The sequence below is a fragment of the Achromobacter spanius genome (genome assembly GCF_039673305.1).
Taxonomy (GTDB): domain Bacteria; phylum Pseudomonadota; class Gammaproteobacteria; order Burkholderiales; family Burkholderiaceae_B; genus Achromobacter; species Achromobacter spanius_F.
Genome location: NZ_JBDJLJ010000005.1, coordinates 112,606 through 125,883 on the forward strand (window position 1 = coordinate 112,606; position 13,278 = coordinate 125,883).

At 65.9% G+C, this 13,278-nt stretch carries 15 protein-coding genes; 7 read left to right on the top strand and 8 right to left on the bottom strand.

The genetic code is table 11. The features are described from left to right. Positions 1 to 3: 3 nt before the first annotated feature. Positions 4 to 903, bottom strand: coding sequence for a LysR substrate-binding domain-containing protein (locus ABE485_RS07165; RefSeq protein ID WP_346514544.1), 900 nt, complete (start codon positions 901 to 903; stop codon positions 4 to 6). 126 nt (positions 904 to 1,029) lie between these two features. Here ABE485_RS07165 and ABE485_RS07170 point away from each other — a divergent pair, with 126 nt between their 5' ends. The 3 genes from ABE485_RS07170 (at position 1,030) to ABE485_RS07180 (ending at position 3,596) form a co-directional block, all read left to right on the top strand. After that, on the top strand, positions 1,030 to 1,938 hold the full coding sequence (locus ABE485_RS07170; protein WP_346514545.1) for an NAD(P)-dependent oxidoreductase: 909 nt from the start codon (positions 1,030 to 1,032) through the stop codon (positions 1,936 to 1,938). Between the two features lie 91 nt (positions 1,939 to 2,029). Continuing rightward, positions 2,030 to 2,998: a Bug family tripartite tricarboxylate transporter substrate binding protein gene (locus ABE485_RS07175; RefSeq protein WP_346514547.1), complete on the top strand. Its 969-nt coding sequence runs from the start codon at positions 2,030 to 2,032 to the stop codon at positions 2,996 to 2,998. Positions 2,999 to 3,017: 19 nt separating this feature from the next. Continuing rightward, positions 3,018 to 3,596 (top strand): amino acid synthesis family protein, encoded by a 579-nt coding sequence (locus tag ABE485_RS07180; RefSeq protein ID WP_346514549.1) that lies wholly within the window; start codon positions 3,018 to 3,020, stop codon positions 3,594 to 3,596. A gap of 21 nt (positions 3,597 to 3,617) precedes the next feature. Here the strand turns inward: ABE485_RS07180 and ABE485_RS07185 are convergent, their stop codons facing one another. The 5 genes from ABE485_RS07185 to ABE485_RS07205 are packed head-to-tail and all read right to left on the bottom strand — an operon-like array spanning position 3,618 to position 8,575. Next, complete coding sequence (locus ABE485_RS07185; RefSeq protein WP_346514550.1) at positions 3,618 to 4,829, bottom strand: M20 aminoacylase family protein; 1,212 nt, start codon at positions 4,827 to 4,829, stop codon at positions 3,618 to 3,620. Then, positions 4,829 to 5,842, bottom strand: coding sequence for a Bug family tripartite tricarboxylate transporter substrate binding protein (locus ABE485_RS07190; RefSeq protein ID WP_346514551.1), 1,014 nt, complete (start codon positions 5,840 to 5,842; stop codon positions 4,829 to 4,831). Before ABE485_RS07190 ends, ABE485_RS07185 begins: the two co-directional genes overlap by 1 nt. A 17-nt stretch (positions 5,843 to 5,859) precedes the next feature. Then, complete coding sequence (locus ABE485_RS07195) at positions 5,860 to 6,777, bottom strand: polysaccharide deacetylase family protein (protein ID WP_346514553.1); 918 nt, start codon at positions 6,775 to 6,777, stop codon at positions 5,860 to 5,862. A 32-nt stretch (positions 6,778 to 6,809) separates the two neighbouring features. Further along, complete coding sequence (locus ABE485_RS07200; RefSeq protein WP_346514555.1) at positions 6,810 to 7,550, bottom strand: SDR family NAD(P)-dependent oxidoreductase; 741 nt, start codon at positions 7,548 to 7,550, stop codon at positions 6,810 to 6,812. Beyond that, entirely contained in the window at positions 7,547 to 8,575 is a 1,029-nt protein-coding gene (locus ABE485_RS07205; protein WP_346514557.1) for a ketopantoate reductase family protein, read from the bottom strand. The genes ABE485_RS07200 and ABE485_RS07205 overlap by 4 nt, the downstream gene beginning before the upstream one ends. 142 nt (positions 8,576 to 8,717) lie before the next feature. Between ABE485_RS07205 and ABE485_RS07210 the strand changes: the two genes are divergently transcribed. From ABE485_RS07210 to ABE485_RS07220, 3 genes are read left to right on the top strand one after another with little or no spacing between them, the layout of a single operon-like run. Continuing rightward, positions 8,718 to 9,650, top strand: a complete 933-nt coding sequence (locus tag ABE485_RS07210) for a LysR family transcriptional regulator (protein ID WP_346514559.1) — start codon at positions 8,718 to 8,720, stop codon at positions 9,648 to 9,650. After that, positions 9,647 to 10,105: a DUF1801 domain-containing protein gene (locus ABE485_RS07215; RefSeq protein ID WP_346514561.1), complete on the top strand. Its 459-nt coding sequence runs from the start codon at positions 9,647 to 9,649 to the stop codon at positions 10,103 to 10,105. The genes ABE485_RS07210 and ABE485_RS07215 overlap by 4 nt, the downstream gene beginning before the upstream one ends. Positions 10,106 to 10,153: 48 nt before the next feature. Beyond that, positions 10,154 to 10,759, top strand: coding sequence for an HD domain-containing protein (locus ABE485_RS07220; protein WP_346514562.1), 606 nt, complete (start codon positions 10,154 to 10,156; stop codon positions 10,757 to 10,759). 133 nt (positions 10,760 to 10,892) lie between these two features. Here ABE485_RS07220 and ABE485_RS07225 read toward each other — a convergent pair whose 3' ends face one another. Then, positions 10,893 to 11,360, bottom strand: coding sequence for a hypothetical protein (locus ABE485_RS07225; protein WP_346514563.1), 468 nt, complete (start codon positions 11,358 to 11,360; stop codon positions 10,893 to 10,895). 232 nt (positions 11,361 to 11,592) lie between these two features. On the opposite strand from ABE485_RS07225, the gene ABE485_RS07230 reads away from it, so the two are divergent. Continuing rightward, positions 11,593 to 12,390 (top strand): restriction endonuclease, encoded by a 798-nt coding sequence (locus tag ABE485_RS07230; protein ID WP_346514565.1) that lies wholly within the window; start codon positions 11,593 to 11,595, stop codon positions 12,388 to 12,390. 241 nt (positions 12,391 to 12,631) lie between these two features. Here ABE485_RS07230 and ABE485_RS07235 read toward each other — a convergent pair whose 3' ends face one another. Then, the gene (locus tag ABE485_RS07235; RefSeq protein WP_346514566.1) at positions 12,632 to 12,988 is read right to left on the bottom strand and encodes a hypothetical protein; all 357 of its coding nucleotides are present in this window, start codon (positions 12,986 to 12,988) and stop codon (positions 12,632 to 12,634) included. Positions 12,989 to 13,278: the final 290 nt, after the last annotated feature.

The following is a 13,278-nucleotide window of genomic DNA, read 5'->3' on the forward strand; positions in this document are numbered from 1 at the left end:
CATTCAGCCCGGCGCCATCGCCTTCGCGTGCTCTTTCAGCACCCGCACGAAGCGCTGCACATGCCGGCTGGGGGTGTCGAAGCGGGACCGCACCAGGCTCAACGCCAGCGGGATCGATTCGCGCAGCGGCCGCACCACCACGCCCGGCCACCCGGCCCCGCCAACCGAGAACTCGTCGACGATCGCCACGCCCGCCCCCGCGCGCACCAGCGCGCAGGCAAGTTCCGCGCGCACGATGTCCACCGACGGATTCCAGTCCACGCCCGCCCGCTGGAAGGCCGCGGCGACCAGCCGGCCGAACGGGATATTGCGGCTGTACAGCACCAGCGGCCAGGCCGCCAGCTCGGCCAGTCCCACGTCCGCCTGCGCGGTCAGCGGGTGCCCCTCGGGCAGGATGCAGACCATCTCGCCGGTGGCGAAGGGTTCGACCACCAGGTTGGGATGGTCGATGGGCAGCACCGACACGGCCAATTCCGCCTTGCGCCCCAGCAGTTCGTGCGCCATGTCCGCCAGCAGCGTCGTGTGGAACTTCACCCGCACGTTCGGGTAGCGCTCCAGGTAGCCCGCCATCACGGGCGGCAGAAAATTCAGCGCCAGGCTGGGGCTGGAACACAGCGTCAGCGCGCCTTCGGGCTTGGCCGCCAGGTCGCGCGCGAACTCGTCGATGCGCAGCGCTTCCTCGAACAGGGGGCCCACTTCCTCGAACAGCCGGTGCGCTTCCTGCGTGGGCGTGAGCTTGCCCTTGTCGCGGTCGAACAGCTGCAGCCCCAGGCTTTGTTCCGTGTGCGCGATCAGCCGGCTGACGGCGGGCTGCGACACGAACAGCAGCTTGGCCGCCCCGTTCATGGACCCGGTAATCATCACCGCCCGGAAGACCTCCATCTGCCTCAGCTTGAACCGCATCGTCTCCATCCGATAATCGTTTGTTATATCCCCGAGCCAACTTAGCATAAGAGAAAAGCCAGCCACATCGGTAGCATCCCAGGGTGTCGCCGGGCATTTATCCGGCCGTTTCGATAAAGGAACTGCATGATGTTGAAGCTGGGATTCGTCGGCCTGGGAATGATGGGTCTGCCGATGCTTGAAAACCTGGCGGGTGCGCCCGACATCGCCATCCTGGCCCATGACCGGGATCCGGGGCGGCTGGACCGCCTGAAGGCGCACCCGGCCTGGGGCGTCACGCTGCGCCCCGCCGCCGCCCTGGCCGACCTGGCCGATTGCACCGTGGTCATCACCATGCTGCCCAACAGCGCCGTCACCAACGCGGTCATCGAAGGGCATGGCGACGAACCCGGGCTGGCCGCGCTGCTGCCGCGCGGCGCCACCCTCATCGACATGGGCTCGTCCAACCCCGCCGAAACGCTGCGCCTGGCGCCCCTGCTGCGCGAGGCCGGCATCACCCTGATCGATGCGCCGGTGTCCGGCGCGGTCGCCAAGGCCGCCAATGGCACCCTGGCCATCATGGCAGGCGGCGACGCGGCCGACCTGGACCGCGTGCGGCCCGTCCTGTCGCGCATGGGCGCGACGCTGATCCACACGGGCGCCGTGGGCTCGGCCCACGCCATGAAGGCGCTGAACAACTACGTCTATGCGGCCGGCCTGCTTGCCGCCAGCGAGGCCATGCTGATCGCCCGCGGCATGGACCTGGACCCGGACATCTTCACGCAAGTGCTCAACGCGTCCAGCGGCCGCAATGTCGCCACCGAAACCAAGCTGGCCCAGTTCATCGTGCCGCGCACCTTCAATGGCGGGTTCGCGCTGGCGCTGATGGCCAAGGACCTGCGCACGGCGGACAGCCTGCAGCAGTTGACCGGCACGCCCGCGCCGCTGCTGTCCCTGTGCACCGGCACCTGGCAGCAGGCGCAGCAGACGCTGCCCGCCACGGCCGACAACACCGAGATCTACCGCTACCTGGAGGCGCGGCGCGACGCCGCCTGACACCGCCCGGCCAGCAGGACCACGGATGGACCGGCCGCAAGCCACGCGGACCGCGACACCGATAACGACACCCATCCAGGGGAGACAACCCATGCACAGAACCACCACCTCCATCGCCCTGGCGCTCGCCGCGGCCCTGACGGCCGCCGCCCCCGCGCAGGCGGCCCCTTATCCCGAGCATCCGATACGGATGGTGGTGCCTTTCCCGCCGGGCAGCATCACCGACGTCGTCGCGCGCAGCCTGGGCAAGCACATGGCCACGGACCTGGGCCAGCCCGTCGTCGTGGAGAACAAGCCGGGCGCCAACGGCATCATCGGCACCCACGACGTCGCCCGCAGCAAGGCGGACGGCTACACGCTGGTCGTGGTCGGCGTGTCCACGGCCGCCAGCGGCGTCAGCCTGTTCAAGGACCTGCCCTACAACCCCGCCAAGGACCTGTCGCCCATCGGCGCCGTCGCGGAAACGCCCTACCTGCTGGTGGGCACGCCCAAGGTCGCCGGCGCCAACGTGGGCGAACTCTTTGCCTGGGGTCGCCAGCACCCGGGCAAGCTGACGTATGCCTACGGCTCGGGCAGCGCCCAGGTCTTCGGCGCCAAGCTGGCGGCAATGGGCGACATCAACGTCACCCCGGTGCCGTACCGCGGCGGTCCGCAGGCGTTGACCGACGTCATCGGCGGCACGGTCGACCTGACCTTCACCGACATGGCCAACGGCCTGCAGCAGGCCCGCGCCGGCAAGGTCAAGGCCTACGGCGTCAGCACGCCCGAACGCTTCGCGCTGGCGCCCGACATTCCCACGCTGAACGAAAGCGGCGCGCCCGGCTTCAACCTGACGGTCTGGTTCGGCCTGATGGGCCCCGCCGGCCTGCCGCAGCCCATCACGGACCGCCTGGCCAGATCGCTGAACCTGGCATTGGCCGACAAGGAACTGCAGGAAACCTATGCCCGCCAGGGCCTCACCGTAAAGACCCAAAGCCCGGCCGAGTTCGGCGCATTCATCGGCGCCGAGATCGACAAGTGGGCCGCCATCGTCAAGGAAACCGGCATCCCGCCGCAATGACCCCATAGAAGGAACCGCAATGTCGTTGATCGATATCCGCAAACGCTGCCTGATCGTCGAGACCAGCTTTCACGAAAACGGCCCCGCCCCCGCCCGGCCGCTGAAGCTGGCCGCGTCCTGCGCCGTCATCAAGAACCCGTACGCCGGCCGCTACGAGCCGGACCTGATGCCGTTCATGGCGGAACTGCGCGAACTGGGCACGCTGCTGGCCACGGAACTGGTGGACACGCTGGGCAAGGACAACGTCGAGGTCTACAGCAAGGCCGCCATCGTCGGCCTGGACGGCGAAATGGAGCATGGCGCGGTGTGGCACGAGGCCGGCGGCTGGGCCATGCGCAGCGTGCTGGGCGAACCGAAGGCCATGGTGCCGGCGGTCAAGGCCGTGGCCGTGGCCGGCTACCGGATGATGGTCCCGGTTCACTACATCCACGCCTCTTACGTGCGCAGCCACTTCAACAGCATCGAGATCGGCATCCAGGATTCGCCGCGCGCCAACGAGATCCTGTTCGCCCTGGTGATGGGCACCGGCGGCCGGGTGCATTCCCGGCTGGGCGGCCTGACCAAGGAAGCCGTGTCGGTACACGACGGCCAGCGCTGACGAGGCGGCTGGCCGGACGCGTCACGCGTCGCGCAGATAGGTCTCGGCCAGCCGGCTCCAGAACGCCGCGCCCACGCACAGGTTGTCGTCGTTGAAGTCGTAATTGGCGTTATGCAGCGCGCGCCCGCCGTCGGCGGGCCCGTTGCCAAGCCGCACCAGCGCGCCCGGGACGGCCTGCTGCATGTACGCGAAGTCCTCGCTGCCCATCAGCGCGGGCATGTCGCCCACCACCTGTTCGACGCCCACCAGCTCGCGCGCCACCTGCAGCGCCAGCGCGGTCGGCGCCTGGGCGTTGTCCACGACCGGATAGCCCTCCACGTAGTCGATCTTCACGCTGGCCTCGTGGCTGTCCGCGGTGGATTCGCAGATCTGCACGATGCGCTCGCGCAGCCGCGCCCGCACCTGCGGGCTGAACGACCGCACCGAAATGCCGATCTCGGCCTCGCCCGGAATCACGTTCAGCGCATCGCCGGCCCGCAGCCGGCCCACGGACACCACGGCGGCCTGCGACGGATCGATATTGCGCGACACGACCGTCTGCAGCGCCATCACGATGGCCGCGGCCGCGACCACCGGATCGGTCGCCAGATGCGGCCGCGCGGCATGTCCGCCGTTGCCGATGACCTTCACGAACACCCGGTCGCCCGCGGCCATGAACGGCCCGGTACGCGAGAGGAACTGGCCCACGGGCGCCCCCGGATGGTTGTGCATGGCCAGCACCATGTCGCACGGAAAGCGCTTGAAAAGCCCCTCCGCGACCATGCGCTTGGCGCCGCTGTCGAAGCCGCGCTCTTCGGCGGGCTGGAAGATCAGGTGCAGCACGCCCGAGAAATTGCGCGTGCGCGCCAGATGGCGGGCCGCGCCCAGCAGCATGGCCATGTGGCCGTCGTGCCCGCACGCATGCATGCGTCCTTCCGCCTGGCTGGCATAGGGAAGCCCCGTCGTCTCGGCGATGGGCAGCGCGTCCATGTCGGCGCGCAGGCCCAATCGCCGGGGTGCGGTCCCAAACCCGGAACCGGCACGCAACGTGGCCACCAGCCCCGTGCCCGCCAGGCCCGTGACGACCTCGTAGCCCCATTCCGCCAGCAGCCCGGCCACGCGGGCCGACGTGGCGTGCTCCTGGAACGCCAGCTCGGGCCGCTGGTGCAGCGCGCGGCGCAGCGCGGTAAGCTCGGGCTTCAGGTCCTGCAGGTCGCCGAGCGTGGTGCGCGGGGCGGCGTCGCGGGCGGTCATCAGGCGATCCCGGTGGCGCCGACCAGCTTCACCAGCGCGCCCCACTTCTCGTACTCGCGCTTGAAGAACGCGGCGAGCTCGGCCTGGGACATGGGCGCATACGGCGGCACGCCTTCGTTTTCCAGGCGCGACCGGATCGCGGGATCCTCCATCGTGCCCTGCACCGCCTCGCGCAGCTTCGCGACGATCTCCGCGGGCACGCCGCTGGGCAGGCAGAACGCGTTCCAGGTCACGATGTCGTAGTCCGTCTCCAGGACCTCGGCGACCGTCGGGATCTCGGGCGCGGCCTTGAGCCGCTCCGTGCCCGACACGGCCAGCGCCACCAGCCGCCCGGCCTTGACCTGCGGACCCAGCACCGACCATGCGTCGAAGGCGAACGTGAGCTGGCCGCCCGTCAGGTCGGTCAGCACCTGCGGCCCCTGCTTGTAGGGCACGTGCAGCAGATTGGGCACGCCCATCTTCTGCGCCAGCACGTGGCACGCGATATGGCTGGACGTGCCGTTCCCGTTGGAGCCGTAGCTGGCCTTGTCCGGATTGGCATTGACGTGCGCCATCAGCTCCTTGAGCGTCTTGATTCCCGAGCTGGCCGAGACGACCAGCACCACGGGCACCTGGATGGTGACGGCCAGCGGCTCGAACGCCTTGACCGGGTCAAACGGCAGGTTCGCGTAGATGTGCGGATTGATCGCGTAGGTGCTGGCCGTGCTGTAGAGCACGGTATAGCCGTCGGGCCTGGCCCGCGCCACGGTGGCCGCGCCGATGTTGCCGCCGGCGCCGGCCTTGTTCTCCACCACGATGTTGGCGTCCAGCCGCTTGGCCAGCCCGGTGCCGATCATGCGCGCCACGATGTCGGTGTTCCCGCCCGGCGCGAACGGCACCACGACGGACACCGGCTTGTCCGGATAGCCGGGCGCGGCCTGCGCGCTGCGCCAGGGCAAGGCGCCCGCGCCGGCCAGCGACAGCAGCGGCAGCCCGGCCAGATGTGCGCACAGGGCGCGACGTTTTTCGTTCATGATTTCCCCTTGTCGGTTTATTTGGTGGAATCCGGCGCAAACCGGCCCACGTGCGCGCTGACCTCGAACCGGCCGGCGTTGGCCGATGCGCGGTGATTGTCGTGCAATTGCATCGGCGTCGCCCACCACACGCCTTCGGCGTTGGCGATATGGGCGAAGAACTTGTCCAGCAGGCGCAGGCGCTGCGCCCGGCCCGAGATCCAGTCATGGACGGTGATCATGCACAGTCCGCCCCACTCGCGCACGCCCTCGAATTCCTCGATCCAGCTTTCAAGCACCGCGTTCGGATTGGCCGGATGCGTCTTGTCGCGCGGCCCGTTGGTGTAGCGGAAATACAGCGCGTCGTCGATGGTCCAGGTCACGGGCACCTGCACCAGACCGTCAATCGAGTACGGATGGTCAAAGCCCATCAGCGAACTGTCGTAGGCCACACCCGCCCGGCGCAGCGCCGCCAGGCTGGCGGGCGAATGCTCGAACGACGGCGCGCGATATCCGCGGCACGCCTTCCCGGTCTGCTGCTGGAAGACCTCGATGCTGCGGCCCAGGTAATCGTCCAGCGTGGCGTCGTCCAGCGTATCCAGCCGCTCGTGAAAATACCCGTGGTAGCCGACCTCGTGCCCCGCCTTCAGCAGCGTGGGCAGCAGGTCGGGATAGGTCGCGGCCACCACGCCCGGCACATAGAACGCGCCCTTGATCCCCCACTTGTCCAGCAGCGCCAGGATCCGCGCCACGCCTTGCCGCGGGCCATAGCGGCGCTGCTCCAGCTCGCCCAGCGCCAGGGGCTGCTTGTCGCGCGCGGTCCAGAAATACGGGGATTCGGCGTCCAGGTCCAGCGTGAACGCCACCGCGCAGCGCTTGCCCTCGGGCCATGCGTACGCCGGAAACGAAATGCGGCTGTCTTCATGCATCGTGATTGCGCGCATGGAGGTATCCATCTGTTTTCTCCTTGATGATTCGTCTTCGTTGTTCAGGTCGGAGCGCGCCGGTTGATGCCGCCCCCGCCGTCCACCGACAGCACCTGGCCCGTCGTGAAGGAGGCGGCGTCGCCCGCAAGAAACAGCACCGCCCGCGCCAGTTCCCCGGGCTGGATCATGCGTCCCAGCGGGATCGCGGCCGCGATGCTTTCCAGATGGGCCGGCGGCAGCACGGGGCTGTTTTCGCCTTGCGCCAGGCCCGGCCGGACCGCGTTCACCCGGATGCCATGCGGGGCAAGCCTTACCGCGAGAATGCGCGTCGTCTGCTCCAGCGCCGCCTTGGACGGCCCGTAGATCGCGCCATTGCCTCGGGCCACCTCGGCCGACGCCGAGCTCACATTGACCACCGACCCGCGGATGCCCGCGGCGATCCAGCGCCGGGCCAGCGCCTGGATCAACTGCAGCGGACCCAGCAGATTCACTTCCAGGATGGCGCGGCACAATTCCGGCGGCGCATCCAGGATGTCCGCGAAGGGAAAGATCGCCGCGTTGTTCACCAGCACGCGCGGCAGGGATTGATCGTCCCAGCCCGCGACCAGGCGTTCGATGGCCGCGCAGTCGGTGACGTCCAGGTCGATGTGGCGCCCTGCCCCGGCGTGCGCGCCGTCCCCGGCGCGGTCAGCGCCGGTCACCGTGGCGCCCGCCAGCGCAAAGGCCTGCACCAGCTCGCGCCCGAAGTGCCCGTTGCTGCCCGTCACCAGCACGTGGCGGTCCGAAAAATCGGCTGCGCTCATGCCGCGGTCTCCATCAGCGCATCCAGGTTCGCGTTGCCGAAATCGCGCGTGCCCGCCTCCATCTCGCGGATCATCGCGATCAGGCGCGACACCGTCGGCGTCTCGATGCCGGCCGCCTGCCCATGGGCCACGATGTCCGTGATCTGCGGATCCACCTCGGTCGGGCGTTTGCGCACCGCCAGGTCGCGCCACACGCCGCTGCGCGGCTTGCCCACCCAGCGGCGGCAATGATCCGTGATCTGCTGCATCTGCGCCCAGGCGTCGTCCACGCTGGCCGACGCGGTGAAGGCGTCCGGCGCAAAACCGTCAAACGGCGCCGGGTCCACGCCGCTGGCGCGGGCCACCGTCACCACCTCGCGGCACAGCGCGCGCCACAGCGGCAGATAGCGCCGGTTGCCAAGCTGCTCCACGATCGTGTCGTTCGACATCGCGGTCGTGAACAGCAGCGACCCGATGGCCACCTTGCTCCACTTGTAGCCCATCAGGCGGTCCGTCCAGCCCGACTGCGGATCCACCTGGCGCAGCAGCGCCTCCACCTGGCGCGAGCGGGCCGTATCGGCACCGTCGATCTCGCCCACCCGCAGGCTGCCCAGGCCGCCGAACTGGATGCGGCCCGGCCCCACGTAGTCCGACGCAAAATTCACCAGCGCGCCCAGCGTGCGCTCCTGCCCCACCACGCCGGCGATCGTCGCCTCGGTCAGGCCGTTCTGCAGCGCCAGCACCCAGCCGTCCGCGGCCAGGCGCGGCGCGATCGACGCCATCGCCGGGCGGGTGTGCTGCCCTTTCACCGACAGCATGATCCGGGAATATGTCCCGTCCACCTCGGACGCCAGGCAGGCTTTCATCCGCGAAAACGTGCTCCTGCCGTCCGGACCGACAATCTCCAGCCCGTGCGCGCGCACCGCCTCCACATGCTCGGGCACCACGTCCACCAGCAGCACATCCTGGCCGGCATCCGCCAGCTTTGCCGCCACCACGCCGCCAATGGCGCCGCCGCCCCACACAACAATCGGATCCTGACTCACCGCCTACCACTCCCTTGTTACCCGCGCGCCTTCAACGACGGCGTCAGGGAGAAATTCTGAAAGCAGCGGACATATAATTCAATTTCGAAATTTGATCGAATACTTGCGCCAAACGCATGTATTTCCGCAAGGGGAAACCGGCATGAACTACCGCGCCTACGAAGCGCTGCACGCCTTCGTCGAAGGCGGCAGCGTCGCCCAGGCCGCGCTGCGCCTGCACCGCACCCAGCCCCAGGTCAGCCGCCTTCTGGCCCAGCTTGAAGAAGAAGCCGGCTTCGAAATCCTGCGCAAGACCGGCCGCCGCCTGGAACTGACCGACGACGGCCACGAGTTCTACAAGCGCGTCTACGGCCTGCTGCGCGCCCAGGACGCCGTGGCCGACTATGCCGAAGACATGCGCCAGGGCCGGCGCGACCGCGTCCGCGTCCTGGCCGCCAACCACATCATCGACGGCCTGGCCATCGAGGCCCTGGGCCGCTGCCGCCTGAAGACCCCCGACTTCACCGCCGCGCTCAACGCGCGCATGCCCGCAGAGCTGCAATGGTGGCTGGCGCAGCAGCAATTCGACCTGGCCCTGGTCCAGCTTCCGCTGGAGCACCCCGCCATCGAAACCGAACTGCTGTGCCAGAGCGAAATCGTCGCCGTCATGCATCCCGGCCACCCGTACGCCAGCCGCGCGCAGATCGGCCCCGAAGACCTGCAGACCGAGCCCTACATCAGCCTGGGCCGCCGCAGCATTCTTGAACAGCGCTGCCTGGCCGCCTTCGAAGCCACCAACGCCGCCGCGCACAGCGAACTCGAAGTCTCCTTCAGTACCATGGCCATCCAGCTGGCGGCGATGAACTGCGGCATTGCGCTGGCCGATCCCATGGCTACACTGGCCCAACGGCATCTGGACATCGCCGTCCGACGATTCCGCCCCGCCGTCAAACTGCACTACGGCCTGGTCTTTCCCAAAGGCAAGCGCCGCAGTCCCGCCACCGAGCAGCTGGTCGACGAACTGCGCCACGTCGCCAAGGCCAAGATCGCCGACCTGAAGCGGCTCCTGGACGGGCCCTCACAGGACGAGACATGAGCGAACAGACCCGCAAGGCAGCCTCCCCCCGCAACAAGCCCCCCGCCCCGGCCGGCGACGTCGTCCTGCTGTCCGGCGGCAACCCCCAGATCGCCAAGGGCGACGGCAACGGGCCGGTGCAGGCCTACATCGCGGCCATGCCCGGCTGGAAATCCCACATCGGCCAACGCATCGACGCCCTGGTCGAACAGGCCGTGCCCGGCGTCGCCAAAGCCGTCAAATGGAACTCCCCCTTCTACGGCAACGCCGGCGACGGCTGGTTTCTCAGCGTCCATTGCTTCAACAAATACGTCAAAGTGACCTTCTTCCAGGGCGCCTCGCTCCAGCCGCCGCCCGCGGGAAAATCCAAGTATCCCCAAGTGCGCTACCTGGACATCCACGAAGGCGAATTCGACGAAGCCCGCTTCGCCGAATGGGTCAGCCAGGCCAGCAAACTACCCGGCGAAAAAATGTAGACCGCGCGCCTGCCCGGCGCATGAATCCCACACAAGGCATACCCACGCATGCAATCAGGCAACCTGGAAAAGCAACTGTACTTCCTGCGGGAAATCGACCGTCTCAAGACCGTCATGCGGCAATCCCCCTTGCTGGACCAAAGCCGCAAGGAAAACTCCGCTGAACATTCCTGGCACCTGGCGATGTACGCCCTGGTGCTGAGCGACTACGCCTGTGGCGCCGTGGACGCAACGCGCGTCATCCAGATGCTGCTGCTGCACGACATCGTCGAAATCGACGCCGGCGACGTGCCGATTCACGGCGCGTCCGGCCAGGACCTGCAGGCGCAAAAAGAAGCCGATGCGGCAGCACGCCTCTTCGGCCTGCTGCCGTCGCCGCAGGGCCAGGAATTTTTGCGCTTGTGGCAGGAGTTCGAGCAGGCCGAAACCGACGACGCGAAATTCGCCAAGGCGCTGGACCGGTTCCAGCCTTTGCTGATCAACGTGTTCACGGATGGGGGGACGTGGACGGAGAACGGCGTGTCGATGGAACAGGTGCTGTCGCGTTATGGGCCTGCGATTCAAAAAGGTGCGCCGCAGTTGTGGGCTGTTTGCGAGGAATGGGTCAGGCGGCATTTTTCGGGCGTGGCGTCCGGCGCCGGCGAGTCACGCTGATCACACTGGCGTCGTCAGCGCATTGCGGCGCCCGCAGACCGGTGGCCGCCACCAGACAGGCGGTTGGAGCAGCCTGACAGACGATTGGCGCCGCCACGCCAACCGCTGCCGGCCACGCGCCAGTTAGCCCCCTTCACGGCGTGACTTGATAGCCCTTCTGCTGCATGCAACTGCTGTAGGCTGATGACGCTGCGGCATTCTGCTGCGACTGGTTCGCGCGATCCTGACGCCGATCCTGCCGCTGCCGCGAAGCGCCCACCACCGCCCCGGCCGCAGCGGCATCCTTCGCCTGGTTCTGCCGATACTGCTGCTTGGTGTCGTCGTCCAAGCGGTCATACACCTCTTCATGCTGCTGCCCACGCGCGCCGGCAACCACGGCCCCGGCCGTCGCCCCGGCAGCGGCGCCGCGGGCGCGGCCGCCTACATTCGGACTGTTTGTGCTGGCGCTGCTGGTGCTGCCCGCCTGCGCCTGGCAGGCGGCGATGTCTTGTTGAGTGGTTTCCGGCGACTGGCCTTTGAGCGGCGTCACCGTCTGCGCCGCGGCGGACAGGCAGAATCCGGAAAGGAGAAACGCTGCACAGGGGAAGATGGACTTTTTCATGAAAAGCTCCATTGGTTTTTGGAGACCCTGGAACTTTCAGATTAGCGCTGGGGTGGCGGGTGGGCAAGGTTGGAGGGGGATCGATCCCGTCCATACGCACGGGAATCGCCTTTAGACTTGCCATACACCCGGGGTGCGTCCCCGGCTTTACATCGACTTTGGGCTTGCCCGCCTGACAAACATCATGCCGCTGGCGTGCCTCCCCGAGCTTAGTTAAATATCAAAGCAAACCATGAACGACGGACGCGAACTGGAAAGACATGTTCAGCAGGTTTACTCATTCCTTCTAAACATGAGGGATGAAGGGATAGTTGTCGGGCAAGACGTCCAAATTGTTGATAAGTTTGGTCGATCACATCAGGTGGATGTTTATTATCAATTTGAAAAAGCGGGAATTACCCATAAAGTTGCAATTGAATGCAAAGACCATGGTCGCCCAGTCGACAATGGGCAAGTTGCGAAATTTTTTGGAAAGTTAACGAACGCTGGAAATATACAGAAAGTTATGATTTCCCGGCTTGGCTATCAACAGCTTGCCAAAGACATAGCCCAGGATAATGATGTCCTTCTGTTAACGATTGAGGATCTTCCTAAGTTGAATCAGTTGCTAGCAGCGCGCCTTAAGTCGGTGGCCTTGCCAGATGAAACAACGGTCGGCGAGCCATTTTGGACGATCATGGAAAAACGGAATGGTTCCGTTACAGGCAGCTTCTTTGCCTACCCTCATCCAACCACAAAACGACCTGAAATGCTCTTATTTTACTCGCAGGAGCATGCGCAGAGAGTTTTCAAAGAGGCTGAGTTGGATAGCAATCGCTGGTGCGTTAGAGGCATGCCTCAATATGTCTTTAGAGCTTTTCTTATTCAGCTGGAATGGGCTGAAATGAGAGGATATGGAGCTGCTGTTTTGTTTGCCCCTCCTGGCGCGCTAAAAAGCAAACCGTTTATTACGCTTCCCGCGTCAAGAGAAGATCTCATCGCGGAATACTATAAGGGTAAAATACCAAGCATTTTGGGACAGAAATCCTGAATCGACCGACAGCACCATCAAAAAAATAAGCGGCAGACCACAAATATGCAAGCCAACGTATTTGTACGAAAGTAGGTGTCAGACTGCAATTTCTCAGCCCTCAGGTAACGAAATCGTAGTTTCACACCCATTTTCGCGCGGCGCACGACACCCGAGCGGGTGTAGTTCAATGGCAGGACCGCGGCTTCCAACGCTTCATGCGAAGGTTCGATTCCCTTCACCCGCTCCAATCCCTCTCTTATCACGCCACTTCCCACAATGCCGCTGTCAGACCCAGCAACAGCAGTATCGCCGACGCGATGAACCATCGAACGGTTTTCCGATATTCATCCTCGGTTTCATCCTCCAAACGCAAGGCTCGGTAAAGAGCAATTATCTGCAGCAGGATGGCGACCAACAAGGACAGGCCCGGCAGCACGGACAGCGCGCTCCAATTGCCCGGCGCGTCAAAGCCCCAGTAGCGCAGGAAACCCAGCGAAAAGCCCAGCAATACCGTGATGGCCGTAATCAACCCAGCCCGAAAGCCCTGGGGCAGATCGCGTGACCTGTGGCTGCGGGTCCGTACCAAGTTGTCGTCTGGCGTTTCCGGATTCATCATTGAGATATTCCGCACTGTGTACGCTACGGTCCGCCCGCTGCCGGTTTATGTGGGAGCGAAAACTGAGCTCCTGCCGTCGCGCGGGGCCAGGTTGAATTGATTATGGCTAATATCGCGGCACACAGGGCTGCTGCCCCGTCGTGCTGCAGCCCTGTGCCTTGTCGCCTTGCTTGCCGGCTGCTCATCGACCATTTCCACCAACGATGCTGGGCCCGGGTGGGCGCGGATCTGTCCGCGGGGTTGCTCTCCGTGCAAGAAAAGGTGTCAGGCTACGATTTCGCTACCTCGAT

Excerpts from the sequence above, each read along its gene's own strand:
- ABE485_RS07200 (WP_346514555.1), bottom strand. The coding sequence starts at position 7,550 with ATGAGCGCAGCCGATTTTTCGGACCGCCACGTGCTGGTGACGGGCAGC.
- ABE485_RS07170 (WP_346514545.1), top strand. The coding sequence starts at position 1,030 with ATGATGTTGAAGCTGGGATTCGTCGGCCTGGGAATGATGGGTCTGCCG.
- ABE485_RS07225 (WP_346514563.1), bottom strand. The coding sequence starts at position 11,360 with ATGAAAAAGTCCATCTTCCCCTGTGCAGCGTTTCTCCTTTCCGGATTC.
- ABE485_RS07175 (WP_346514547.1), top strand. The coding sequence starts at position 2,030 with ATGCACAGAACCACCACCTCCATCGCCCTGGCGCTCGCCGCGGCCCTG.
- ABE485_RS07180 (WP_346514549.1), top strand. The coding sequence starts at position 3,018 with ATGTCGTTGATCGATATCCGCAAACGCTGCCTGATCGTCGAGACCAGC.
- ABE485_RS07195 (WP_346514553.1), bottom strand. The coding sequence starts at position 6,777 with ATGGATACCTCCATGCGCGCAATCACGATGCATGAAGACAGCCGCATT.
- ABE485_RS07215 (WP_346514561.1), top strand. The coding sequence starts at position 9,647 with ATGAGCGAACAGACCCGCAAGGCAGCCTCCCCCCGCAACAAGCCCCCC.
- ABE485_RS07230 (WP_346514565.1), top strand. The coding sequence starts at position 11,593 with ATGAACGACGGACGCGAACTGGAAAGACATGTTCAGCAGGTTTACTCA.
- ABE485_RS07235 (WP_346514566.1), bottom strand. The coding sequence starts at position 12,988 with ATGATGAATCCGGAAACGCCAGACGACAACTTGGTACGGACCCGCAGC.
- ABE485_RS07185 (WP_346514550.1), bottom strand. The coding sequence starts at position 4,829 with ATGACCGCCCGCGACGCCGCCCCGCGCACCACGCTCGGCGACCTGCAG.
- ABE485_RS07190 (WP_346514551.1), bottom strand. The coding sequence starts at position 5,842 with ATGAACGAAAAACGTCGCGCCCTGTGCGCACATCTGGCCGGGCTGCCG.
- ABE485_RS07165 (WP_346514544.1), bottom strand. The coding sequence starts at position 903 with ATGCGGTTCAAGCTGAGGCAGATGGAGGTCTTCCGGGCGGTGATGATT.
- ABE485_RS07210 (WP_346514559.1), top strand. The coding sequence starts at position 8,718 with ATGAACTACCGCGCCTACGAAGCGCTGCACGCCTTCGTCGAAGGCGGC.
- ABE485_RS07220 (WP_346514562.1), top strand. The coding sequence starts at position 10,154 with ATGCAATCAGGCAACCTGGAAAAGCAACTGTACTTCCTGCGGGAAATC.